This window comes from Bacillus sp. KH172YL63 (genome assembly GCF_011398925.1).
GTDB lineage: Bacteria > Bacillota > Bacilli > Bacillales > Bacillaceae_B > Rossellomorea.
This window is the reverse complement of sequence record NZ_AP022842.1, coordinates 3,372,581-3,397,872: the sequence shown is the minus strand read 5'-3', so window position 1 is coordinate 3,397,872 and position 25,292 is coordinate 3,372,581. Positions and strand designations below refer to the sequence as shown.

23 protein-coding genes are annotated in these 25,292 nt (G+C 46.8%); 18 read left to right on the top strand and 5 right to left on the bottom strand.

Annotation, left to right across the window (positions count from 1 at the left end; translation table 11 throughout):
• Nucleotides 1-54: 54 nt before the first annotated feature.
• The 4 genes from KH172YL63_RS17355 (at nucleotide 55) to KH172YL63_RS17340 (ending at nucleotide 4,962) form a co-directional block, all read left to right on the top strand.
• On the top strand, nucleotides 55-909 hold the full coding sequence (locus KH172YL63_RS17355; protein WP_232066053.1) for a nuclease-related domain-containing protein: 855 nt from the start codon (nucleotides 55-57) through the stop codon (nucleotides 907-909).
• Nucleotides 906-1,847 (top strand): diacylglycerol/lipid kinase family protein, encoded by a 942-nt coding sequence (locus KH172YL63_RS17350; RefSeq protein WP_173107286.1) that lies wholly within the window; start codon nucleotides 906-908, stop codon nucleotides 1,845-1,847. Before KH172YL63_RS17355 ends, KH172YL63_RS17350 begins: the two co-directional genes overlap by 4 nt.
• 5 nt (nucleotides 1,848-1,852) lie before the next feature.
• Nucleotides 1,853-3,991 carry a type I pullulanase gene (pulA, locus tag KH172YL63_RS17345; protein ID WP_173107285.1) on the top strand — a complete coding sequence of 713 codons (2,139 nt, stop codon included), beginning with the start codon at nucleotides 1,853-1,855 and terminating at the stop codon, nucleotides 3,989-3,991.
• Between the two features lie 197 nt (nucleotides 3,992-4,188).
• Nucleotides 4,189-4,962 (top strand): phosphotransferase family protein, encoded by a 774-nt coding sequence (locus tag KH172YL63_RS17340; protein ID WP_173107284.1) that lies wholly within the window; start codon nucleotides 4,189-4,191, stop codon nucleotides 4,960-4,962.
• Between the two features lies 1 nt (nucleotide 4,963).
• On the opposite strand, the gene KH172YL63_RS17335 is transcribed toward KH172YL63_RS17340, so the two are convergent.
• The gene (locus tag KH172YL63_RS17335) at nucleotides 4,964-5,242 is read right to left on the bottom strand and encodes a YtzH-like family protein (protein ID WP_173107283.1); all 279 of its coding nucleotides are present in this window, start codon (nucleotides 5,240-5,242) and stop codon (nucleotides 4,964-4,966) included.
• Between the two features lie 212 nt (nucleotides 5,243-5,454).
• Here KH172YL63_RS17335 and trmB point away from each other — a divergent pair, with 212 nt between their 5' ends.
• Both trmB and KH172YL63_RS17325 read left to right on the top strand, forming a co-directional pair.
• Nucleotides 5,455-6,096: a tRNA (guanosine(46)-N7)-methyltransferase TrmB gene (trmB, locus tag KH172YL63_RS17330; RefSeq protein WP_173107282.1), complete on the top strand. Its 642-nt coding sequence runs from the start codon at nucleotides 5,455-5,457 to the stop codon at nucleotides 6,094-6,096.
• Between the two features lie 235 nt (nucleotides 6,097-6,331).
• Nucleotides 6,332-7,177, top strand: a complete 846-nt coding sequence (locus tag KH172YL63_RS17325; protein WP_173107281.1) for a YtnP family quorum-quenching lactonase — start codon at nucleotides 6,332-6,334, stop codon at nucleotides 7,175-7,177.
• A gap of 51 nt (nucleotides 7,178-7,228) precedes the next feature.
• On the opposite strand, the gene KH172YL63_RS17320 is transcribed toward KH172YL63_RS17325, so the two are convergent.
• Nucleotides 7,229-7,543 carry a PepSY domain-containing protein gene (locus KH172YL63_RS17320; protein ID WP_173107280.1) on the bottom strand — a complete coding sequence of 105 codons (315 nt, stop codon included), beginning with the start codon at nucleotides 7,541-7,543 and terminating at the stop codon, nucleotides 7,229-7,231.
• A 223-nt stretch (nucleotides 7,544-7,766) separates the two neighbouring features.
• On the opposite strand from KH172YL63_RS17320, the gene KH172YL63_RS17315 reads away from it, so the two are divergent.
• From KH172YL63_RS17315 to KH172YL63_RS21775, 3 genes are all read left to right on the top strand, one after another.
• Complete coding sequence (locus KH172YL63_RS17315) at nucleotides 7,767-8,840, top strand: M42 family metallopeptidase (RefSeq protein ID WP_173107279.1); 1,074 nt, start codon at nucleotides 7,767-7,769, stop codon at nucleotides 8,838-8,840.
• A 96-nt stretch (nucleotides 8,841-8,936) separates the two neighbouring features.
• Nucleotides 8,937-9,464 carry a DUF84 family protein gene (locus tag KH172YL63_RS17310; RefSeq protein WP_173107278.1) on the top strand — a complete coding sequence of 176 codons (528 nt, stop codon included), beginning with the start codon at nucleotides 8,937-8,939 and terminating at the stop codon, nucleotides 9,462-9,464.
• A 179-nt stretch (nucleotides 9,465-9,643) separates the two neighbouring features.
• Nucleotides 9,644-9,775, top strand: a complete 132-nt coding sequence (locus tag KH172YL63_RS21775) for a hypothetical protein (protein ID WP_269475171.1) — start codon at nucleotides 9,644-9,646, stop codon at nucleotides 9,773-9,775.
• 159 nt (nucleotides 9,776-9,934) lie between these two features.
• Here KH172YL63_RS21775 and KH172YL63_RS17305 read toward each other — a convergent pair whose 3' ends face one another.
• Nucleotides 9,935-11,428 (bottom strand): peptide MFS transporter, encoded by a 1,494-nt coding sequence (locus KH172YL63_RS17305; RefSeq protein ID WP_173107277.1) that lies wholly within the window; start codon nucleotides 11,426-11,428, stop codon nucleotides 9,935-9,937.
• Between the two features lie 736 nt (nucleotides 11,429-12,164).
• The gene (locus tag KH172YL63_RS17300) at nucleotides 12,165-12,611 is read right to left on the bottom strand and encodes a YtoQ family protein (RefSeq protein ID WP_173107276.1); all 447 of its coding nucleotides are present in this window, start codon (nucleotides 12,609-12,611) and stop codon (nucleotides 12,165-12,167) included.
• A 175-nt stretch (nucleotides 12,612-12,786) separates the two neighbouring features.
• Here KH172YL63_RS17300 and KH172YL63_RS17295 point away from each other — a divergent pair, with 175 nt between their 5' ends.
• The 9 genes from KH172YL63_RS17295 to murC all read left to right on the top strand — a co-directional run bounded on the left by KH172YL63_RS17295 (nucleotide 12,787) and on the right by murC (nucleotide 23,556).
• Nucleotides 12,787-13,290, top strand: a complete 504-nt coding sequence (locus KH172YL63_RS17295; protein ID WP_173107275.1) for a hypothetical protein — start codon at nucleotides 12,787-12,789, stop codon at nucleotides 13,288-13,290.
• Nucleotides 13,291-13,484: 194 nt separating this feature from the next.
• A complete protein-coding gene (locus tag KH172YL63_RS17290; protein ID WP_173107274.1) occupies nucleotides 13,485-14,516 on the top strand; it encodes a PTS sugar transporter subunit IIC in 1,032 nt (343 codons plus the stop codon).
• A 1-nt stretch (nucleotide 14,517) separates the two neighbouring features.
• Complete coding sequence (locus KH172YL63_RS17285; protein WP_173107273.1) at nucleotides 14,518-14,832, top strand: thioredoxin family protein; 315 nt, start codon at nucleotides 14,518-14,520, stop codon at nucleotides 14,830-14,832.
• Nucleotides 14,833-15,108: 276 nt separating this feature from the next.
• Nucleotides 15,109-15,918 (top strand): DUF1444 domain-containing protein, encoded by an 810-nt coding sequence (locus tag KH172YL63_RS17280; RefSeq protein WP_173107272.1) that lies wholly within the window; start codon nucleotides 15,109-15,111, stop codon nucleotides 15,916-15,918.
• Nucleotides 15,918-16,520, top strand: a complete 603-nt coding sequence (gene ytpR / locus KH172YL63_RS17275; protein WP_173107271.1) for a YtpR family tRNA-binding protein — start codon at nucleotides 15,918-15,920, stop codon at nucleotides 16,518-16,520. Before KH172YL63_RS17280 ends, ytpR begins: the two co-directional genes overlap by 1 nt.
• Nucleotides 16,521-17,016: 496 nt before the next feature.
• Nucleotides 17,017-20,193, top strand: a complete 3,177-nt coding sequence (locus KH172YL63_RS17270) for a DNA translocase FtsK (protein ID WP_442858739.1) — start codon at nucleotides 17,017-17,019, stop codon at nucleotides 20,191-20,193.
• Between the two features lie 111 nt (nucleotides 20,194-20,304).
• Nucleotides 20,305-21,408, top strand: a complete 1,104-nt coding sequence (locus KH172YL63_RS17265; protein WP_173107270.1) for a nicotinate phosphoribosyltransferase — start codon at nucleotides 20,305-20,307, stop codon at nucleotides 21,406-21,408.
• An 8-nt stretch (nucleotides 21,409-21,416) separates the two neighbouring features.
• Complete coding sequence (locus tag KH172YL63_RS17260) at nucleotides 21,417-22,082, top strand: hypothetical protein (RefSeq protein ID WP_173107269.1); 666 nt, start codon at nucleotides 21,417-21,419, stop codon at nucleotides 22,080-22,082.
• Between the two features lie 157 nt (nucleotides 22,083-22,239).
• Nucleotides 22,240-23,556: a UDP-N-acetylmuramate--L-alanine ligase gene (gene murC / locus KH172YL63_RS17255; protein WP_173107268.1), complete on the top strand. Its 1,317-nt coding sequence runs from the start codon at nucleotides 22,240-22,242 to the stop codon at nucleotides 23,554-23,556.
• A gap of 470 nt (nucleotides 23,557-24,026) precedes the next feature.
• On the opposite strand, the gene KH172YL63_RS17250 is transcribed toward murC, so the two are convergent.
• Nucleotides 24,027-25,142, bottom strand: a complete 1,116-nt coding sequence (locus KH172YL63_RS17250) for an aminopeptidase (protein WP_173107267.1) — start codon at nucleotides 25,140-25,142, stop codon at nucleotides 24,027-24,029.
• Between the last annotated feature and the right edge of the window lie 150 nt (nucleotides 25,143-25,292).

Here is a 25,292-nt window from a genome sequence, read left to right as displayed (position 1 = left end):
TTATATAGATATCCTTCCCAATTTGTCCGATTAAAAAAGCAGCAGTGGGAAAAAATGAAACAACATTGGGAAACCGGGGAGCTCCCCGAACCTCTTCCTGTCGAAGAGTCAGAGGAAGAGAGAAACACAATGAAAGAAAAGCTTTTCTCCTTTTTCAAAAAGAAAGAAGAAGAGGAGGAGGCAGACGTTCAGGCTGCAGAACCTGATGACGAAGACATTGAATTCGAGATGGACACCAATCATGGCATCCAGTCAGAGGAAGAACTGAAGCTGTCTTTTCTCGATATGGTATATGAGTTCCAATTGCGTTGGGCAAGTTCGACGATTATGGAAAAATCCTACGTGGATAACAGCTACCACTATGACGAGCGGCTTCATTATTTACTGCAGCGGTTCCCGGATAATATCTTCGTTCTCTACAACCCGATCCTGAAAATCAAAAACGCGCCAGTGGAACTCGAGACGATCCTGATCACGCCGACAGGGATTTGGTGCCTGACATTCCTGGAGTTTGAAGACGGGACGGCTTATCTTGGTTCAGGGGATAGATTCTGGCTGAAAAAGTGGGGAGACATGGAGAAGAAGGTGTTGAACCCGCTCATCGGTTTGAAAAGGATGGAGCGGATCATCCATCAGATTATGCGACATGCAGGCGTGGAGCTTCCGATCCATCAGGCTGTCATCAGCAGAAACGGTTATATCGACTATCCACAGGCACCTGCAGGGATTCAGTTCCTTGACAAGCGCCAGCATCCAGCGTGGTTCCAGAAGCAGCGTTCCAGCACATCCCCTATCAAAAGCGTGCAGCTGAAGGCTGCTCAAGCGGTGCTCGAGTACTGTCAGACCACTTCCTTCAAAAGGCTTCAGTGGGAGAATGCTGCACCTGCATCAGATGAGAATCTGACATGAGAACGATCTTCATTGTGAATCCATCAGCGAAGAATCAGCATTCATTGTCTTCCTGGGAAGCGTTCCGGAAGCAGATCGATATCCCCCACGAAGTGTTTATCACCGAACATCCAAGTGACGTGAAAACGATTATTTCCCGCCTGGTCGCCCGCTCACCTGATGAGCAGATCCTGGTCGTCGGAGTCGGCGGGGACGGGACGATGAACTCTCTGATCAGGGGTGCGATCGGTTTTGATCAGGTGGTGATAGGGTATATTCCATCAGGAAGTGGCAATGATTTTGCAAGGGGCTATAATTGGCCTAACAAAAAATCTGAAGCATATACCTTAATAAAACAACGATTCATGGAAAAAGAAACCGTCAACCTGGATTCGGGTGCCTTCTCATTGAATGACGGAGCAAATGGGCATTTTGTGAATAATATAGGAATAGGATTCGATGCGGAAATTGCCCGGAAAGCCAATCTCTCTTCATTCAAGAAATGGCTCAACAGATGGTCACTCGGTCAGTTGATTTATCCAATCCTCGTCTGTAAAGAAGCGCTCACCTTTCGGCCCTTTACAGTGACGGGCACGATAGACGGAAAGACACAAGTGTTTCACAAAGTATGGTTCGTGACGATCTCGAATCAGCCTTATTTCGGCGGAGGGATGAAAATCGCCCCTCTTGCCTCCCCGGCCGACGGTGAGCTGGACTTCACCATTGTCCATGGACTGTCACGGTGGAAATTACTCCTTGTCTTTCTCTCCGTGTTCTTAGGGAAACATACAGCTTTCAAGGAGGTATATTCGGGAACGGGTGAGAGGATCACGATCCGGTCCGATCAGGATGTACCCATCCATGCAGATGGAGAAACGGTGGAGGCTTTGAAGAAAGGAAAGGAACTGGATGTGCATGTTCTTCCATTGAGTTGGAAAATGTTAAACAGAAGTGGGTGACAGAAGTGTTAGTCATAAGCAGGCAGTACGATGCATTCTTGGATACCTTTCAGACGATCACCATGATCCTTCCCTACGATTACCATGGGGGAGAATCAAGTCATTTCTCCCTGATCAAAGGGGATGAAATGATTGCCCTGCACATCGAAGAAAAGACGCCCCTGAATGACGCGATGAAATATGTCACGACGCTGCAGGGAGAGAAGGTCATATTGGGGGAACACTACGAAATCATAGATGAACACCAGACAACAACAGACCTGCAGATCGGTGCCGTCATCCGTACAGAAGAATTCGATCAGCGCTATTTCTACGATGGAAACGACCTTGGTGTTACATACCAAGAGGGACGCACCATCTTCAAAGTGTGGGCACCGACTGCGACAGAGGTCCGCCTTAAGCTGCGGTCCCCGGACGGAGAAGAGATTCAGTACCCGTATGAACGGACTGAAAACGGTGTCTGGGCATGTCAGGTGAATACCGATGTCACGGGATATTCCTATACGATCCTTCCCTGCATCAACCTGGTTTGGGAGGAAGTTGTCGATCCCTATGCGAAGTCTGTCTCAGTCGACAGTGAATGGGGGTGCATCGTGGATCCGGGTCAGCAGAACAAGCCTTTACCCCCTCTTCATTCCCCGGCAGATGCGGTCATCTACGAATTGAATATCCGTGATTTCTCAGCACAGAAAGAGAGCGGGATGACGTTCAAAGGGAAATACCGTGCCTTCACAGAACGGGGGACTTCGACACCGAATGGTTACAGCTCCGGGGTTGATTACTTAAAAGAACTCGGGGTGACGCATGTAGAGTTACTGCCTGTGAATGATTTCGGCGGAGTGACCGACAGCCCGTCCGACACAAGCTATAACTGGGGTTACAACCCGCTGTTCTTCAATGCACCTGAAGGGAGCTACAGCTTAAATCCTGAAAATCCGGCTGAGCGGATTAAGGAATTAAAGGCGGTCATTGAAAGCCTGCACGAAGAGAACATCCGGGTGATCATGGACGTCGTTTATAACCATGTGTACATCAGGGAGGAATCCTCCTTTGAGAAGCTTGTTCCGGGATATTATTTCCGCCATGATGAAAACGGCCTCCCTTCAAACGGGACCGGGGTAGGGAACGATTTTGCCTCAGAGCGGCTGATGGCGAGGAAATTCATCGTCGATTCGATTCTGTACTGGATGACCGAATACGGCGTGGACGGCTTCCGCTTTGATTTGATGGGCATCCTTGATGTGGAGACGATGAACATGATCCGCAAAGAGGTGGACGCCCGCCTCCCCGGAGCGATCATCATAGGAGAGGGCTGGGATTTGAATACACCGCTGCCTCCCCACCACAAAGCAAACTTGCGAAATGCCCAACAGCTCCCGGGAATCGGTCAATTTAATGATTGGTTCAGGGACACGATCAAGGGAAGCACATTCAATTTATACGATAAGGGATTCGCCCTCGGCCAGGGCCACCTCGAACAAAAGGTCGAACTCGTCCTGACCGGGAGCGTAGGAATGAAAGAAGGGGAGCGGGGACTGTTCAAGGATCCGACCCAATCTGTCAATTATGTGGAATCACATGATAATCACACGCTGTGGGATAAAATGCAGGCGTGCATGAACGAAGATGAAGAAACGCTGAGACTGCGCCATAAACTGGCGACGACCATGGTCCTGCTGTCACAAGGCATCCCTTTCCTTCATGCCGGACAGGAATTCTTCCGGACGAAAAAAGGGGTTGAGAACAGCTATAATTCCCCGGTCGAGATCAATCAGCTTGATTGGCTCAGAAGGGAAAGATATGACGATGTGGTTCAGTATGTGAAAGCGCTGATTCAAATCCGTAAAAGCCACGGTGCCTTCCGTTTTCACAGCAGTGAACTCATCAGGCAGCATGTGTCGGTTTCCCACGAGATTGAGAATCTCGTTGTCGTCTCTTACAGGAATGTGCATCCATACGGACCCTGGAATGACATCTTCATGGTCTTTCATGCGGATGCAAAGGGTTGTGAATATGCCCTTCCGGAAGGGGGAGGCTGGATCTGTTTATCAGACGGAAACGCTGCAGACGTCGGGGGGCTATACGAGCTGAAGGAGTCAGTGATCACCCTTGAACCGGTATCTTCCTATGTGTTTGTGAGATGACAGTTCATTCCAGTGCTTGACGAATAAACAAGATGACGATAAAATCAAAAGAGATGGCTATTGATTTGTATTGCCCAATAGCTGTCTTTTTTATTTTATAAGAACTTTTTTTCGTAAAATGTCATTTCAATCAATTTTAAAATAATCATCTATATGAAGATATAAACATGACAAAGGACCAATAGAAGGTGAATATATTGGAACACTTATTTGACCAAGATTGGGAAATCGTCCCCGCAGGCGGTGCGACCGGAGAAGCGTTCTTTGCTCAGTATCAGGAGCAGAGGTTATTCCTCAAGCGCAATTCTTCCCCCTTTGTGGCTGTTCTGTCAGCTGAAGGGATCGTACCCAAACTCGTTTGGACAAAAAGACTTGAAAACGGGGATGTCATAACAGCGCAACACTGGTTAAATGGGAGAGAATTAAAACCGGAAGAAATGAAGGATGAACGGGTGGCAAGGCTCCTGAACAAAATTCATTCCTCAAAGCCGCTCTCGACAATGCTTGAGCGACTGGGAAAAGAGCCGTTCCAGCCGGAGCACATGCTGACGGAAGTGGAAACAGGCCTTGAATTCGATCTTCTTTCATTGCCGATCATCAGGGAGGCGCTGGCTTTCCTTCAAAAAGAACTGTTAGAGGTTCAACAGGAAGAATATGTAGTCTGTCACGGTGATGTAAATCATAACAACTGGCTGCTTTCTGATTACAACCAGTTGTATTTGATCGATTGGGACGGAGCGATGATCGCGGATCCTGCATTTGATGTTGGCTTGCTGTTATACTGGTATATCCCGGAAGATGAGTGGGAAAGCTGGTTGACTCAATACGGTGTGGAACTCACCGATAACTTGAAGCTGCGCATGAAATGGTATGTGGTGGCACAGACGATCCTTTCGATTCAGTGGCACAAAGGCAAGGCCCGCTTCCATGAAATGAATCACTGGATCCAGTACCTGCATAAAGTCATCTGAATCAAGAGTAACTGTTCATATCCGTTACCCATTGGGACAGGTTCTGTTTGTTCGTCGTAATATGGTTCTCTAAGTCTGACGAAGAAATCCCGTCATGGCTGTACTGATAAATTTCCTGTAAAACGGGTTTCACGTTTTCATGAATATCAGCATTGACCATCAACGACTTCACCAAACGCTCAACCTGCTCGCATTCAGAAACCGAACCGCAGCAATCGGTCGAATGATTGCTTAAAATATCTGATAACAACTGCATCTGATTCTGTGAATTTAAAGGCATACGATACACCCTTTCATTAATCATCGTACTTTCTCAAGCCTTTCAAATGATCAGACTCGAAAAAGGAATTCACTACTAGTGTGTGAATTCCTTTTTCAATTATTCGCCCAATATTTTCGGGGGCGCGATTGCCTGTCTGTCCTATATTAGCCCTTGCGCACGGGGGAGAGTCATGGTATGTTTTTTTCGATAATAAAAAAAGAGGTGTCTACATGCGTTTACGTCATAAACCTTGGGCTTCTGAGAAAATCAGTGACCACCCGCAATATGTGGTGGCAGAACCCCAGGATAAAAAAGGTCGATGGAATGAAGTATTTGGGAACGACAATCCGGTCCATATCGAGGTCGGAACTGGGAAAGGCCAATTCGTCACGGAAATGGCAAAAGCCAATCCGGATGTTAATTATATCGGAATCGAGCTGTACGAAAGCGTGATCGTCACCGCGCTGGATCGCCTGATCGAAGCAGCGCTTCCAAATGTGAAGCTATTGAATGTTGACGCGCGAAACCTGACTGAGTACTTTGAAAGTGGTGAAGTGAGCAGGGTTTACCTGAACTTCTCTGATCCATGGCCGAAAAACCGTCACGAGAAGCGCCGCCTGACATACAAGGATTTCTTGACGATGTATGAACAAATCCTGATTAAATCCGGAGAAATCCACTTTAAAACAGACAACCAGGGTCTGTTCGAATACTCGCTCAAAAGCTTCTCATGGTACGGACTTCACCTGAATTTCTTAAGTCTTGACCTGCACAACAGCGATTTCGAAGGCAACATCATGACGGAATACGAAGAAAAATTCTCAGCCAAGGGCCAGAGAATTTATCGTGTTGAAGCACAGTTTCAGAATTGATTCTGTAAAGTCTTGATTTAACTGCTTCTTTACATTACAAACGAGTCCGAACGCTTTCGATGATCTTAACAGAGATTCGAAAGCGTTCGGACTTTTTTTGCAGCTGACCCTATCATCAGGAGGATGGGCACTTCTTGGCGTCAACTAAATGAAATCTGAGGGCTGAAAGCAACCTCCTATAAGTTGTCAGCACATTCTGATAAAATAAAAGAGGACGAACAAAGGAGGAGTAAAGATGGAAACATTGAAGGTTGGAGATCTAACGATACACTGGCTGAACGGCGGGGTGACCCATATGGACGGCGGCGCCATGTTCGGGGTGGTCCCAAAGCCCCTCTGGTCAAAAAAATATGCAGTCAATGACCTGAATCAAATCGAACTGCGCACCGATCCCCTCTTTTTCAAATGGGAAGGGAAGAATGTCCTGATTGAATCAGGAATGGGAAAGGGCAAGCTGAATGACAAACAAAAGCGCAATTATGGGGTAAAGGAAGAGTCTGATATTGAAGCCTCCCTTGCGGCACTCGGTTTGACGACGGATGACATTGACGTGATCCTGATGACGCATATGCACTTCGATCACGCTTGCGGCTTGACGAAATTTGAAGACGGAAAGGCTGTATCCGTGTTCCCTAATGCCGTCATCCATACTTCCAGGATCGAATGGGATGAGATGAGAAATCCGAATGTCCGATCACGGAATACATACTGGAAAGAAAACTGGGAAGGCATTCAGTCTCAGGTGGAAACGTTCGAAGGGGAAAAGGAAGTGCTCCCTGGTATCACCATGGTCCATACCGGCGGCCACAGCGATGGCCATTCGATCATCCATTTTGAATGTAACGGGGAGAATTTCATCCATATGGCAGACCTGATGCCGACCCATGCCCACAAAAATCCCCTCTGGGTCCTGGCGTATGATGACTATCCCATGACATCGATCGGAGCGAAAGAAAAATGGATCACGCAGGCGATCGATCAGGAAGCCTGGTTCCTGTTTTATCATGATGCGAAGTATAGAGGCATCAAATGGAACCGTGACGGAGAAGTCGTCGACAGCGTGTTGAGGGAAAGGGAATAAAACAAAGGGATGATCCGCGCGTGGCGGTTCATCCCTTTTTATGTTTCTTTTTTAAGATATCGGATACACATCGATCACTGTGCCCGTATAGGCATCAGCTAAAAATTCGTACTGCTCCAATTCTCCGTTTTTACGTCTGGAGACGCCGCCTTTGTAGATTTTAGTGGAAACGGAGTGCTTGTGGTAGTCTTCAGGCTTCATACCGATCCAGGAGCCGTCGATATTGCCTTCTTTCTTAAATGAGAGCTTAACGTCTTTTAAAACTTTTTCAGCAGAAATGAAGCTTGAATCGTCGAGCCTTTCTTTGAGTAAGTATCCGCCAACTGCGCCGATTCCGATTCCAACTACGAAAGATTTCCAATTCATCCTTTTTCCCTCCACAGACCTTGAGTTTTTTTACGTGTACTGACCGGGAATGTTGATTCCTTCCCGGAGCCGATTGATAATTTGTATGCCATAGGTACATTCTAACAAAGAAATTGACAAAAAGAGAACTGCTTTTCATCTCAATCGGTGGTAAGAGGTGAGAAAGTTCTGTAAAATGAAACTATACATAGTGAAGAGATTAAACAAAAGGGGCAGTTGATATATGAAACGAGATACACTTGATATGTTTAAAACACTGACAGAATTACCGGGGGCACCGGGGAATGAGCATGCGGTGCGTGCATACATGAAGGAAGAGCTTTCAAAGTACTCGGATGAAATCGTACAGGACCGCCTGGGAGGTGTGTTCGGTGTCAGAAACGGCAGCGAAAAGGAGCCCGTGGTCATGGTCGCAGGTCATATGGATGAAGTGGGCTTCATGGTCACATCAATCACCGACAATGGAATGATCCGCTTCCAAACCCTCGGAGGATGGTGGAGCCAGGTCCTTCTTGCGCAGCGTGTGCAGATCATCACCGACAATGGTCCGGTTACCGGTGTGATCGGAAGCATACCGCCGCACTTGCTTGGAGAAGAGCAGCGTAGAAAGCCGATGGATATGAAGAACATGCTGATCGATATCGGTGCAGATGATAAGGAAAATGCACGTGAAATCGGGATCAAGCCCGGTCAGCAAATCGTGCCGATCTGTCCGTTCACGCCGATGGCAAACGAAAAGAAAATCCTGGCCAAAGCATGGGATAACCGCTACGGCTGTGGATTATCCATTGAATTGTTAAAGGAATTACAAGGTCACACCCTTCCAAACACCCTCTACTCAGGGGCTACGGTCCAGGAAGAGGTCGGACTGCGCGGGGCACAGACCGCAGCGAATATGATCAATCCTGATATCTTCTTCGCACTTGACGCGAGTCCTGCAAATGATATGTCAGGTGATAAAAATGAATTTGGTCAACTTGGCAAAGGAGCACTCCTCCGCATCCTTGACCGCTCCATGGTGACGCATCGTGGAATGAGGGAATTCATCCTCGATACAGCTGAAACAAACGATATTCCTTATCAGTACTTCGTCTCCCAGGGCGGCACTGATGCAGGAAGGGTGCATATGTCCAATGAAGGAGTGCCGAGTGCCGTAGTCGGAATCTGTTCAAGATACATCCATACACACGCATCCATGATTCATGTGGACGATTATGCGGCAGCCAAAGAACTGATCGTCAAGCTGGTCAAGCAATGTGACCGCTCTACGATCGATACCATTCTCTCCAATGGCTGATCGTAAAGGAACCTTAGCTGTCTCAATATATTGGGGCAGCTTTTTTATGATAAAAAATGGGGCAGAGAGCGCCAAAGAGAAAGAGGGCAATGTCATATGAAAATAGCAATCGGAACACAAAATCCTGCAAAGGTACAAGCGATCCAAAAAGCCTTTTCACAGTTATATGAACAGGCGGAATTCGAGGCGCTTCAAGCCGAGTCCCATGTGAGTGAACAACCCCTGTCAGACGAAGAGACGATCGAGGGGGCACTGAACCGTGCGAGGGGCGTCCTTGAAAGCACAGGCAGTGAGATAGGGATCGGTCTTGAAGGAGGGGTATCTGATTCCACTGACGGTATGATCCTCTGTAACTGGGGTGCGCTGGTCGATTCAAATGGGAATGAAATCATCGCCGGTGGTGCACGGATTCCACTGCCGGAGGAAATAAGCGCAAAGATACAAGAAGGGTACGAGCTCGGTCCCTTGATGGACGACTACACCAAAAGGACCGGCATCAGCAAGAAAGAAGGGGCCATCGGGGTATTTACCAATGACCTCATCACCAGGGAAGCGATGTTCATGCACGTCGTTCTGCTGCTGATCGGTCAGTGGCAATGCAGGACCGGCGCTCAAAAGTCATAAACTGGGGGTACTTGGCCCATACCAATCCTACTAGTCCTTCATACGATGGAGTATATCAGACTTTATTTTATCTGGTAAATTCTTTCGAAGGAGGTAAGAATTTATGGGATGCAATTATTGTAACGACCGGGGCGGCAGACGCCACCACAAACATTGCTGTGACTGGGATAGACTCCTTTTTGGCGACAGAAGAAGACATCGTGTTCAAGGTGCAGAAGACAATCGCAGAAGATGCCGCCGTAACCGTGATGAAGTCCTTGGAGCCGAAGACAATCGCAGAGGATGCCGCGGCAGAAGAGGCGACAACGTAATGGGCGCGGAAGATAACCGCAGAAGATGCAGATGCAAAAGAAAACATAGAAACTGTTTCTGTAATCTATTCTGGTAATATTCAATAAGACTCCGTGCAGACGGGGTCTTTTTTTATGAAAAAAACCTCTCCCTAATCAGTAAGGGAGAGGTTTCCTCAATTATTTTACGCCTTTCATCGCTCTTTGGATGATTGGAGAAATCAAGAATAAGATAATCGCCAGGACGATTGCCATACCACCGATCGAACCGAAGTAAAGCGTTTCAGTTTCCGGTGAGTAGAAGCGTACGAGCTGTGCGTTAAGCGCCTGAGCACCTGCTGAAGCCAAGAACCAAAGGCTCATCGTTTGAGCAGAGAATGCATCCGGAGCAAGCTTCGTTGTAGCCGAAAGTCCGACTGGAGACAAGCATAGCTCACCAAGCACAACGATGAAATAGCTTAGTACAAGCCATAAAGGATTCACTAATGAACCTTCCCCGCCTAATTGGGCAGGTAACAAGATAACTAAGAATGATAACCCGGCAAACAATAGACCGAATGAGAATTTCTTCGGAATGGACGGTTGACGGTCACCAAGCTTCACCCACATCCAGGCGAATACCGGTGCTAACAGGATGATGAATAACGGATTCAATGATTGGAACCATGCAGGAGAAATCGAAATCCCCATGAATTCAAGCTGGGTACGCTTGTCTGCATAGGCAGCAAGAATTGTAGATCCCTGTTCTTGAATCGACCAGAACATAACTGCTGAAATAAATAACGGAATGTATGCAATGACTCTTGAACGTTCCGTTGCTGTCGTCTTAGGACTGTAATACATGACAGCAAAGTAAATGGTTGGAACGAGGATACCAAAGATCCCGACTAAATTGATGAAAAGATCAAGTGTGAACAGACCCGCTGGAATCGTTGTTCCCAAGATAATTGCAAGGGCAACGACGACCACACCGACGATCAGGCCATACTTTTTCTTCTCAGCTTGAGTAAGCGGATTTGGCACGTATGTACCCGCAAGGCCAAGATTCTTCTTTTTCGTCGCCATGAACACAACTAGACCTAAGAACATCCCAATTGCGGCTACTGCGAAGCCCCAGTGGAAACCTTTCGATTCCATCAAGCTACCTACGATCAATGGAGCGATGAAAGCACCTAAGTTGATACCCATGTAGAAGATACTGAATGCAGCATCACGGCGCGTATCCTTTTCACTGTACATTTCACCTACTACTGTAGACACATTCGGCTTCAATAAACCGGTTCCGACTACGATCAGTACCATGGAAACGAAGAACAGTGATAAGCTCCCAGGGAACGATAATGCGATGTGACCGAACATGATGAAAATCCCACCGTAGAAGACAGCTTTCGAAGTACCGAATACCCGATCGGCCAACCAGCCTCCAATTACCCCCGACATATATACGAGTGAACCATAAATAGACATGATTGCTAAAGCAGTATTTTGCTCAAGGCCGAGTCCGCCTTCAGAAACCTCGTAATACATGTAAAATACGAGGATGGCACGCATTCCATAGTAGGAAAAACGCTCCCAGAACTCTGTGAAGAATAAAGTGAATAATCCCTTCGGATGTCCAAAGAAACCTTTTTGAGGGACACTATCCACAATTTTCTGTTTATTCATTGATGACATGTTACTACCTCCTTTATTCCTTTACTATAATATTTTAATATTTTCATAAAGTCAAAAAAAGTTTGCAAATGGTTAATAATAACATAAAGTATCTGTAGATTGCTAATATTAAGTTATTTTTAAATAATAAAAATCTTTGGGTATATAGTCGGTAACGCTTACATACCATATTTCTGCCGACCTTTTTAAAAAAGCTGTTTTCGTCAACATTGTGGCATTTAAACAAGCGAGATGCGGTTGATTGCAACGAGGGATGCTCGCGTTCCGCGGGGATGGCGGTGAGCCTCCTCGGACTTTGTCCTGCGGGGTCTCACCTGTCTAGCTACGGCGGCTAGCCCCTCGAGGTCATAAGCTAAATGGTCCATGAAGGCAAAGACCGCCTTCACAGCCCATTCATCTTATGCTTGTCGGGGCTAAACGAGCCGCCTCCGCTTTTCGGACTGTCCATCAGTTCCCGCAGGAGTCGAGCATCTTCCGCTCCAATCAACCATCGAAGATAAAAACCAAAAATCCCCTGAAATTGGTAGTGATCAACGTAATTCAAGTACATTACCCTTAATTCTTTCTATGGGAATTTCTTTATTCCACAGTCTCAAATTACCGAAGATGCTCCCATTAACGTCTAATAAAAGCAATAATCTATACGAAAAGAGCCTTAACAAATGTATAACACAAAAAATCCGAACGTCTCCCCTCCATGATAGAAAGAGGGTTCGTTCGGATTCATTAAACGTTGTTACTCTGTTTCAAATACATAAGACAAGGTTTTAAGTGCCTGATCGATCGATGTCACGGTGACGTTTGCCTTATTGGACAGCTCTTTTAATGGGTGATGGAGCTTTTCCGGCCGAATGAGGATGAGCGGCTTTTGAAGGGATAAAGCGGTGCTTGCATCCATGGCGGTGTTCCACTGCTTGTATTCTTCACCGAAAAGGGCGATGACGGCATCGGACTTTGCCATCAGCAATTCCGTCCTGAAGTTGTTGATGCTTGAAGCAGCTTCATCACGGAAAATCTTATTGGGCTGTTCGCCGAGTATCTCTTCACCGATCGAATCTGAGCGGTCATGGTTTTCCATCGGGCCCACGAACGTGATGGGAAGGCGAAGCGCCTTTGCTTTCTCCTTTAACTCATTTCGCCATGAGCTATGTATTTCTCCAGCCAGATATACTGTGAATTCCATTGTATCTCCACCCTTTTCTTTTTTTAGTCATCTTATCATATTTACCCCTTCTCAGTTAAAAATAACCAACATTCCCAACGAAAAGGCACAAATTATGTTTGGAAGGGTTGTCAATGGGTCTTTGTGAGGGTATCATAAGCGTAGGTCCTAGGCATGAAGGGAGGATAACAAGAAGATGAAAACCAAGGTATCATTCTTTATCTTCATTCTTATGCTTATTTTAACTGGGTGCAATACTACCATAGATAAAGAGAAAGACCAGACGGCCGATGCGGTGAAAAATGCCTTGAGCTCCAACGAAAAGCCTGATGAAAAGGCAGGGAACATCGAGTTTTATCTCCCATTCGGGGCAAAGATCGAAAAGGAATCACCCAATAATATCATTATTTCCAAAAGCTCTGATACGTTTATTCTTTTCACAAATCCCCAAGAGGATAAGGACAGTGAACTTCTATATAAAATGGCGCTGAATGAAAAAGAGAGTCTTGTGAAGCACGGGACTTTCAAGGAAGATGACCGCTTAGGATACTATGTCATCAAGAAATTGCCTGATACGGAAGAATACGAACTTATGGTAGGGATGGGCGGAACGAAGGTAACGACTCAATCAGAAGTAGGCGATCTTGCCGATCACGCCGAAATGATGATGAAAATGGCAGCGTCCGTCAAGCACAAGTAAATGGATTAGACAGACCGGTACTCCGAATGAGGGGAATCGGTCTTTTTTTGTGCTGTTCCCCAAAAGGGAATAGAAGCTTGTGCACAAAAGATACTAATAGAAAAGTTTCTCCGGTAAAGAAAAAGCATAGACAAATCCAACATGTGTCTTTACACTAGTAAAAGTAAACTGTTTACTGTAAGGGAGAGAAAAGGATGAAAGAATATTTACAGCGAAAAGGCATTACGTTATCAGCAAAGACGTATTTCATAGATGCATTAAGTTATATGGCGCTGGGATTGTTCAGTTCATTGATCATCGGATTGATCATCAAAACGGTCGGGGAGCAGCTTCCTTTACCTGCGGGGGTCAGTGAATTCTTCATTGAAATGGGCAGCCTTGCAATCACCCTGATGGGGCCGGCGATCGGTGCGGCCATTGCCTATGGCCTCGGCGCCCCTCCGCTTGTCCTGTTCGCTGCCGTTGTGACCGGTGCAGCCGGGGGAAGCCTTGGTGGGCCGGCGGGTGCGTATGTCGCCGCGGTGCTGTCAACTGAAATTGGAAAGCTCGTGAGCAAGTCAACCAAGGTGGATATCATCGTGACGCCGTTTGTCACGATTCTCGCAGGATTTACGACCGCCTACTTCATCGGACCTGGGATTGCAGATTTTATGACGATGTTCGGCAGCTGGATCAGCTGGGCGACTGAACAACGGCCGATCATCATGGGGATCCTCGTGGCCGCGCTCATGGGGCTTGCCCTGACCGCGCCGATCTCCAGTGCCGCTATTGCCCTCATGCTTGATTTGAGCGGTGTCGCTGCAGGTGCCGCGACAATTGGCTGCGCCGCCCAGATGGTCGGGTTCGCCGTCATCAGCTACCGGGAAAATAAAATCGGCGGATTATTCGCCCAAGGCATCGGGACGTCCATGCTGCAGGTACCGAATATAGTCAGAAACCCCCGCATCCTCATCCCGCCTACCGTGGCAGGCATGATCCTTGCCCCCATCGGGACGACCGTCTGGCTGATGGAAAACAATGCTGCAGGTGCCGGCATGGGGACAAGTGGATTTGTCGGTCAAATCATGACGTTCAAAACCATGGGATTCAGCTGGGAAGTGACGATGAAAATCCTTCTGTTGCATATTGTTGGACCTGCATTCATCAGCCTGTTACTATCTGAATATATGCGGAAACTGGGCTGGATCAAACCCGGCCAGATGACGATAGAAACTGGAGGCAAATAATATGCGTAAACTTGAATCAATAGAAGAATTTCAACAACTGAAAGAAAACGGCAAACATGTATTCATGTTCTCCGCCGACTGGTGCCCCGATTGCCGGGTCATCGAACCGATCCTGCCAGAGGTTGAAAGTCAATTTCCAGACTACACATTCCTTTATGTAGATCGTGATCAATTCATCGATGTCTGCATCGAGCATGACATCTTCGGAATCCCAAGCTTCCTGGCATACGAAAATGGCCGCGAAACAGGCCGCTTCGTCAGCAAGGACCGGAAGACGAAAGAAGAAATCGAGCGCTTTATGAATTCATTGGCGTAATGAGGGTGTGAAATAAGAAAATCCGAACGATCATTCTAAAATCGAATGCGTTCGGATTTTTTTGTCATGTTAGCAGTGTATAAGGGGGAACGTTAGGGTCTACAACCATCTCATACCTGTAAAAGCAAATTCATTTACGAAAACAGCCAATTTTTAAGAGCTTCCTTTTGTATTCTCACAGTTTTAATGTAAAATGTTATAAGTGAATAATTCAACATCAAGGAAGGACGTATCAGTACTTTCTATTATAATAGTACCGTCAAAGGAGGATCAGATTTGGATATTAAAAAGCTGAAAGGCATACTCCAGGAACGATTAGAAAAACCGAATCGTACGTTTACATATGATCGAGACAAAGATTCACTGAGGATTGAGAATAAGGAAACGAATAAAGGCATCACCGTCGCACTTCCGCCGATTGTGTCAAAATGGAAGGAAAACAACAAATCCATCATTGATGAAGTGGTTTATTATGTGGAAGAGGCGTTAAATGTCATGGGGACAAAAGCCGACCTTGAGAACAAAGAGAAAAAGGTGTTCCCGGTCATCCGCTCCACCTCTTTTGCAACCGAATCAAATGAAGGGGTTACACTCGTCACCGACGAACATACAGCGGAAACCCGGATTTATTATGCATTGGATTTAGGAAAGACGTATCGTCTGCTCGACGAAAACATGCTGAAATCTGAAGGCTGGACCCACGAGCAGATGAAAGAGACGGCGTTATTCAACGTCAGAAGCCTGCCGACAAACATGAAAAAGGATGAAGTGGCAGGAAACATCTTCTACTTCCTGAATAATAATGACGGATATGACGCAAGCCGCATTTTGAATGAGGCATTCCTCAAGCAGGTGAGCAATGATATCCAGGGGGAAATGACCGTATCTGTTCCCCATCAGGATGTACTGGTCATCGGGGATATCCGCAATGAAACGGGCTATGATGTCCTTGCTCAATTAACGATGAGCTTCTTTACGACAGGGAATGTCCCGATCACGGCACTATCCTTCGTATACGAAGAAGGAGAACTCGAACCTGTCTTCATTCTCGCAAAAAATCGCAAAAAGGAAAGGGAGAAGAAATAATGAACGTATTTTATAACTTAGAAGGCATTGGAGATACACTGATTGTGACCCTTGCACCAGGATTTGAAGGGGAAGTGCTGCACGAACGAAAAGAAGATGCAGTGCGCCTGTTTGATGAAAATGGGAAAACACTCGGATACAATCTTTTCAATGCGTCAACCTATATGGAACTAAACGAAGCGGGCCCTGTCGAAATGAACGATGACAAGCTCAAGGTGATCAATGAAGCAATCAGCAAAAACGGCTTCGATGAAGTATTGGAAGCAGACTTCTCACCGAAGTTCGTCGTCGGCTTCGTTTCAGAAAAAGAAAAACACCCGAATGCAGACAAGCTGAACATCTGCACAGTGGACGTAGGCGAAGAAACATTGCAAATCGTCTGCGGTGCCCCGAATGTAGACAAAGGACAAAAAGTCGTTGTCGCAAAAGTCGGCGCCGTCATGCCAAGCGGGATGGTCATCAAGGATGCAGAACTCCGCGGAGTCGCGTCATCAGGTATGATCTGCTCTGCCAAAGAACTTGCGCTGCCGGATGCTCCTCAGGAAAAAGGGATCCTCGTTCTTGAAGACACGTACGAAGTAGGTCAACCATTCAAAGCATAAATCGCTGTACCTGGGTCCGGAGTGTGGACTCAGGTTTTTTGTTTGGGGAGCGGGATTCTATTAGGTCGTCGATTTTTCGACAAAAAGATCATAAATGATTGCAGGTGGATCATATGTTACGATACCGGATCATAAATGGGCGAAAGCAGACCATAAATTTTTAATGAGGCTCATAAATGAAAAAAGCAGCTCATAAATGTGTGAAAGCGGCTCATATAACCTGTGACGGTACATGGGATGGCTTCTGAAACGACCATCGAATGAATGAAATCAGCTATTCTTCCTTATTTTTAACGAAATGCAGTGAAAAATTGAGTGAAAAGCCTGTAATCCTGCAAAAAACGCTTGAAACAGCACTTTTCGTGTTACAATCTCTTTACGCCTATGTATGTTTCGACACAAGTCTTTAACAATTCTCTGATTCTATCGAAATGACTCGAAATATTTGTTGTAGCTGATAGAATATATAGTAAGTATGAAAGAAAGAGTGATGTTTGTGAGCTGGATAAAAAAATTATTTGGAAAATTATCAGATGATGATGACCAATTTGACATGCATGATGATGAAATGGACGTTCAGTCGATCGAAACGAAACGGCCTGAGCGTAAAAATATAGCAGGGTCCGATCGTTCCAGGGATGTAGAAGCGAGGATGACCTATCAATATCCGAAAGGAAACTTCCGCTTTCCCATCATATCGGACAATGAAAAAAGAGAGCGTCCAAGGGATAACCGAAACCGGAGCAGGGAAGAGACGGCAGAACCGGTCAAGGAGCAAGAAGTGAAGAACAGGAACCGGCCCTCAGCCAATCGGAAATGGGAAAATGAGAAGCAAACGCCTGCACCTCAGCCGAAGAAATCGTCCAAGGTTGAAAAAGGAAACAGCAGGCCTTTTACCCCGACCGAAATTCCGTCTCCAATATACGGATTCAGAAGCCGGCCGGTCAAAAAAGATGAAAGCGTCGAATACGAGCTGAAGAAATTTTTACATAATGAAGAAGTCAACAATCAGGCAAGTGAAGAGCGCCCATTTACGGAGAGTAAATCAGCTTTCGATCCTGCTTCTGTCCGCCCGTCCAACAGCAGTGGAGAAGAAAACGCCCAAACTCAGGATGAGGAGATTAGAGAAGCGCCTCAAATGCACCAACCAGAAAACCGTGAAAGTGCACCGAGACCATCCGAGCGGATTTCACTGATCACCGAAATTGAAGAAGCAGTGCTGACACCGAAGGAGCCGGAATTAAAAGAAGACTTACCGGTGAACGCTCCTTTAGAAAACGCGGAGCTGGAAGCGTCGGCCGTTGAAGAAAATGTGGATATGCCGATCACGGGCCAGATGCCAGACAGTGAAGATGCGGAGTCAGCTGTTTCCGAAGAATCTTCCATTGATGACAATGCCCAGGAGGACAGGCTAGAAGCTCCTGAAGAAGAGATAGAGGAAACGCCGACAGTTGAAGCATACAGTTTTGAAGAATCGGAGTCAGTGAGTGCCATTGTTGAAGAAGTGGTGGCAGAGGAGGAACAGGAAACTTCCGGAGATGAAGACTCTTCGAACAACGACGAAGCGTTAATGGTAGAGGAACCTCAGCCTATGAGCACAGTCGAAACGTTTGTTGATGAAGAAGCCGGGTCAAACGTAGAGGAAACTGCAGATACAGTTTCACTCGATACAGAAGAAACTCCCGTCGCTGAAAAAGCAGAATTAATAGATACAGAGACTCAACCCGCTGAAGAAGCTGAAACAATGGATGAAACCCCATCTGTTGCAGAAGCAGAGACATCGACCGTAAACGAAATGTCAACGGCTGAGCAGGAAACTTCAATTATTGAAGAAACAGAGAGAATGGAAGCAGATCAAACTCCAGAATCAAACGAAATGGCGTCAACGCATACTGACGAAACCCAAGTCGTGAATCAGGAACAATCAAGCGTTACTGAATCCCCTGGGGTTCATGATGAGGGACGAGAAGCACCGAAAGAAGAACCACCAAGAAGAAAAAGGTCTCATCTTCCTTTCAATGTGCTGATGCTGAAGCAGGATAAGCGGCAGATGAATGCTGCAAAGCCTCCTGTCCGTCCTAAGCAGGCGGAGGCGGTTGAAGAGAAAGCTGTACCATCGATCCAGGAGAAATCTCCGGAAAAGGTGGAAGAAGAACAGCCGCCGGTTCAGTCATTTGAAGAGCAGCCGACCTCTCAAGGTCCCGTGCAGGGGGAAGAGGCGGCGAAGAGTTATGATGAGTTGAGTTCAGAGACGAAGCGGACGAGGAATTATGTGTTCCCGGAAGTGGATTATTTGATGCCGCCGGTGTCGAAGGAAATGAGCGAGGAATGGCTGGATTCACAGAGGGCATTGCTGAATGAGACGCTTCATAATTTCAACGTCCGTGCGAAAGTGGTGAATGTGACGCAGGGGCCGTCCGTTACCCGGTTTGAGGTTCAACCTGAGCCCGGGGTGAAGGTGAATAAGATTACAAATCTATCAGATGATATCAAGTTGAGCCTTGCTGCGAAGGATATCCGGATGGAGGCGCCGATCCCCGGTAAGCATACGATCGGGATTGAGGTGCCGAACCGTGAGAGCAGACCGGTTTGCATCAGTGAAGTGATTGCGAGTCCTGCTTTCCAGGACACGTCCTCACCGTTGACGGCAGCCCTTGGTCTTGATATTTCCGGTCAGCCGATCGTGACGGATCTGAGCAAGATGCCTCACGGACTTATCGCCGGTGCGACCGGTTCAGGTAAGAGTGTGTGCATCAACTCGATTCTTGTCAGCCTGCTCTATAAAGCTTCTCCGGATGAATTGAAGCTACTTCTTATTGATCCGAAGATGGTTGAGCTCGCACCGTATAACCGGATCCCTCACCTCGTCAGTCCTGTGATCACCGATGTGAAAGCAGCGACCGCCGCGCTTAAATGGGCAGTGGAGGAAATGGAACGGCGCTATGAATTATTTGCCCACACCGGGGTAAGGGATATTAAACGATTCAATGAACTGGCGAAACGGAATGGGCAGTACAGCGATATGCTTCCATACCTGGTGATCGTCATCGATGAGCTTGCTGATCTGATGATGATGTCACCTGCAGATGTTGAGGAAGCGATTTGCCGGATCGCCCAGAAGGCACGTGCCTGCGGGATTCATCTGATCATTGCGACTCAGCGTCCATCAGTCGACGTCATCACTGGATTGATCAAGGCGAATGTTCCGACAAGGGTCGCATTCTCGGTATCTTCAAGCGTCGATTCAAGGACGATCATCGATGGCAGCGGAGCGGAAAGACTGCTCGGTAAAGGGGATATGCTGTTCCTGGAGAACGGTTCATCGAAGCCAGTCCGTTTGCAGGGGACGTTCGTTTCCGACGATGAGATCGATGAGATCATCAATCATGTCAGGGAACAAAGGGAACCGGATTATATTTTCCAACAGGATGAATTGATCAAGAAAGCCCAAGTGACCGAAGAAGAGGATGAATTATTCCTCGAAGCCTGTGAGTTTGTCGTCGATCAGGGCGGTGCATCGGCATCGAGCCTGCAGCGCCGGTTCCGGATCGGTTACAACCGGGCGGCGAGACTGATGGAAATGATGGAGAGTAACGGCATCATTTCTGAGTCACGGGGCAGCAAACCGCGGGACGTCCTGATTTCCGAAAGTGAATTGGAAACCCTGGCGTAGACTAGTACAAATATTTAATACATGGTATTCTGTTTATGACTGTCCTTACGGGGCGAATAAGCAGAATACCTATTGTTTTTTATGTAGGAAAAGCTACAAGGAGCTTTAATGATGAAAGAAATAGAGTTGAAACTTCAAGGGAAACTCAACAGGTTGACCAATCATACATTCAAGTTTGACGAAAGAATCAAGGATGGCTGGTTTTCGGCTGTCTATTTTTTGAAAACGAAGGAAATTGCGAAGAAGCATAAGCCCGGTGCAGAGGTGACGATGCAGTTCTTTCAAAAAAGCCATGCGGTCATATGTGGCACCGACGAAGTGATTGCCTTACTTCATACCTTTGCCGACAATCCGCAGGATCTTGAGATTCATTCACTGAAGGACGGGGATCAAATCGCCCCGTTTGAAACCGTGCTGACGATCAAGGGAAGGTATGAGGACTTTGGCTATCTCGAAGGCATCATCGACGGGATCCTGGCAAGAAGGACGTCGGTGGCGACGAGCGTATACAATGTCATGAAAGCAGCCTCGATTTCAGGTGAACAGAAACCGGTCGTCTTCATGGGGGACCGGGATGATCATTTCACCCAGCAGGCCGGGGACGGATACGCAGCCTTCATCGGCGGATCCACCGCCCAGGCGACACACGCCATGAACGAATGGTGGGGAAAAAAGGGGATGGGCACGATGCCACATGCCCTCATCCAATTGTTTAACGGCGATATCGTCGAGGCAACGAAGGCCTACCAGGAAACATTCCCGGAAGATGAGCTCATTGCACTCGTCGATTACAACAATGACGTCATCACAGACTCATTGAAAGTCGCCCGGGAGTTTGGTCCCGAATTAAAAGGGGTAAGGGTAGATACATCCAGAATGATGATCGACAAATATTTCCTCCGCAATCAGCACGTGCTCGGAACATTCGATCCGCGGGGCGTCAATATGCAGCTGATCAAAGCGTTAAGGCAAGCCCTTGATCAGGAAGGGTACCGGCACGTGAAGATTGTGGTATCAGGCGGCTTCAATGAGGACCGAATCCGGCAGTTTGAGGAGAATGAAGTGCCGGTCGATATGTATGGAGTCGGAAGCAGCCTCTTAAAGATCCATGTCGGCTTCACCGGCGACAATGTCGTCATCGACGGTTCCCCTGAAGCAAAGGCAGGAAGAAAGCTCCGGCCGAATCCCCGCCTGGAAAAAGTAGAATTCGAATAGGTGAGAAGATGCAACAATCAGAAAGCCTGTTAAACCTAGAGCAATACAAACATAAGAAGCAAAGGATCGCAGAAGGGAACATACAAGACCTCTACGAAAGAGCGGCACAGTATGCCCTGAAGGAAACGAACATCCGGGAAAAAGTCCGGGCCAAGATGATTTTTTCCAAGCGTTTTCTTCAAAATGGGGAGGTAAAGGGCGATGCAATCGAGAAATTGTTTCAAGAATGGTTTCTCTTTGATTATAAAACGGTCAAAGGACAAACGTTATTCTTTCAATTTCTTCAAAGCTACCCCCTTCACGAATCAACCAAGCTCCTCGGAGCCGTCACCCTGACGGCAGCGTGGGAACCTGTCATGATCAAAAGGACAGAACGGACGGAAAAGGGGATGATCCTGACCTGCCAGCATGTCCTTCATGACAAAGAAGTGCTTGTTAAAACCACCCTTGATTGTAAACAAAAGGAAATGACCGAAGGCGAGTCCTATTTCGTGAGAAAAGTCCCGCTCGTCTCCCATCAATGGATCCTCGGTCCCGTTTTCCCCGTGAAATCAACGTATGTATTAACAGATGTGAAAAATCAATATGGTCAAATGAATCAGGAAACTGGAGTATTATGGAGAACGTTTCTGAAAGAAGAAGCACCCCATTTCATTCTCCACAGTCTTTCGTAGCTTGTGCATGGTCAGGGATTTTAAAAAATGATATAATGTTTCAAGTTGAAGAAAGTTCGCTTTTTTCTATTCTCGATATCGAAAGCTTAAGACCAATGGCAAATTAATATACATTTCATATAATGCTTTTAGATAGACGATTGTTGGAGGTTCTATTATGACTATATATCATTTCGTAGGAATTAAGGGGTCGGGCATGAGTGCATTAGCCCAAATACTCCACGATATGGGCTACGAAGTCCAAGGATCTGACGTAGAGAAATACTTCTTTACACAGAAGGCACTGGACGAATCAAATATTAACATTCTTCCTTTCCAAAAAGAAAATATTAGTGGGGATATGCATGTGATCGCAGGAAATGCATTCCCTGATACACATGAAGAAATCCAGGCTGCTGTCGAGCAGGGACTGCCCCTCACGAGATATCATAAATTCCTTGGGGACTTCATGGAGAAGTTCACAAGTGTCGCCGTTACAGGTGCACACGGGAAAACATCGACAACAGGATTACTCGCCCACGTCATCAGCGGTGCCAAACCGACGAGCTTCCTCATCGGTGACGGAACGGGAAAAGGTGAAAAGGATGCCCAATACTTTGTATTCGAAGCGTGCGAATATCGCCGCCACTTCCTTTCATATTTTCCGGACTATGCCATCATGACGAACATCGACTTCGACCATCCTGATTACTTCGCCAATGTGGATGACGTCTTCTCGGCCTTCCAGGAGATGGCGATGCAAGTCAAAAAAGGCATCATCGCATGCGGAGACGACGAACAGCTCCAGAAAATCCAGGCGCAGGTACCGGTCGTATTCTACGGATTCGCCGAAGAAAATGACTTCCAGGCCCGCAACGTATCACGTGATCCAAGCGGAACTTCATTCGATGTGTTTGTGCGCAATGAATTCTATGCCACATTCAAAATCCCGACATTCGGCGATCACAACATCATGAATGCCCTGTCCGTCATTGCCATCTGTCACTATGAAGAACTGGATACAGCAGTCGTCCAGGAGCGTCTGAGCTCATTCAAGGGCGTCAAGCGCCGCTTCTCTGAAAAAGTGGCCGGCTCACAGATCCTGATCGACGACTACGCCCATCATCCGACTGAAATCAGGGCAACCGTCGATTCGGCAAGACAGAAATATCCTGAAAAAGAGATCATCGCTGTCTTCCAGCCGCACACATTCACGCGAACACAGACATTCCTGTCCGAATTTGCGGAAACACTGAGTCTCGCCGACAAAGTGTACCTGTGCGAAATCTTCGGATCAGCAAGGGAAAACCACGGAAAACTTTCCATCCAGGATCTGCAAAGCAAGATCGAAGGATGCGAAATCATAGATGAACAAGACACATCAGCCCTCCTCGATCATGAAGACGCCGTACTCATCTTCATGGGAGCAGGAGACGTGCAGAAGTTCCAGCAGGCGTATGAGGATACGCTGGCGGAGCGGGTGTCTGAGAAGTAATATTTGGAAACCGGTTCTTTTGGGAGAGCCGGTTTTTTTGTTGGTTTTTTTGGGGGGCTGCTTCTTGGGTGTTTGACTGTTGAATGTTGGGGAGATTTTGTCAGGAGAAAATTGCCGGGGATTTGTCTGTTAAAGTTTGAGGGGATTTTGACAGGGAAATGTAGTGGGGGATTTGTCAGTTGAATAAAGCGGATATGTTGACTGTCAAAATAGAGAAGAGGTTTGCCTGTTAAAAAAACGATTAGATTCAACAGTCAAAATAAGCATCCATTTCAACAGGTAAATTCTCTGCCAAATTCAACAGTCAAAAATAGCATCCATTTCAACAGACAAAATCCCTGCCAAATTCAACAGTCAAAAATAGCATCCATTTCAACAGACAAAATCCCTGCCAAATTCAACAGTCAAACCACCTCCCACCCCCCAAAAAAAGCCACCGCCTCAACCGAGACGGTGACCAACTTCATTCCTTATTTCAAATTCTCCGGATTCAACACTTCTAGTGCTTCGACCACGAACCGTCCGTCTTTACGGATGAGGACATCATCGAAGTAGATTTCCCCGCCGCCGTATTCAGGACGCTGAATCATCACCATATCCCAGTGGATGTTGGAGTGGTTGCCGTTGTAGGCTTCTTCGTAGCATTCACCTGGTGTGAAGTGGAAGCTGCCGTCGATTTTTTCGTCAAACAGGATGTCCTGCATCGGGTGCTGGATGAACGGGTTCACGCCGATGGCGAATTCGCCGATGTATCTTGCTCCTTCGTCGGTGTCGAAGATTTTGTTGATGCGGTCAGTGTCATTGGCTGTCGCTTCAACGATTTTTCCGTCTTTGAACGTCAATTTGACATTTTCAAAGGTGAATCCGTTGTAAGGGGAGGGCGTGTTGTATGAGATGACGCCGTTGACCGAATCTTTGACCGGTGCGCTGTATACTTCTCCGTCAGGGATGTTCAGGCGGCCGGCACATTTCACCGCAGGGATGTCCTTGATCGAGAATGTAAGGTCCGTCCCTTCTCCGACAAGTCGGACTTTATCGGTGTTGTTCATGAGTTCGACCAGGTTGTCCATAGCTTTGTCCATTTTGCTGTAGTCGAGGTTGCAGACGTCGAAGTAGAAGTCTTCGAAGCCTTCTGTGCTCATGTTGGCAAGCTGTGCCATGGATGAAGTTGGGTAGCGGAGCACGACCCACTTTTTCTTTGGTACGCGGATTTCTCTATGTACTTTTTTGCCAATCGTGTTGCCGTGGATTTTCATGTTTTCATCCGGCACATCGGATTGTTCATTGATATTGTCACCTGCACGCAAACCGATGTAGGCATCCATCTGGTCCATGACGTTCGCTTCGAAGCCAGCCATCATGTGATACTGCTCTTCCTGTGCTCCCATCAACAGTGCGCGGTCAACGGCGTGGTCTTTGATGGATACGAAAGGGTACCCCCCTGCAGCATACGCTTCCTTGACGAGTGATGTCACTAGCTCACGCTGAAGTCCGAAGTTTTCAATCAATACTTTTTCTCCCGGCTGCAATTGTACGGAATATTGAATTAAATTTTTAGCCAGTTTTTCAATGCGTGGATCTTTCATGTCTATTTCCCCCTTTTATATAATCAATCTTATTGTACCCTAAAATATTGTTGGATGAGAGATTCAACATGAGAAATGATAATACAATAAAAAAATTTGTTTCACAGGCAGGAATATGGTTTTAAAAAGAAGAAATACTACTATAATGTT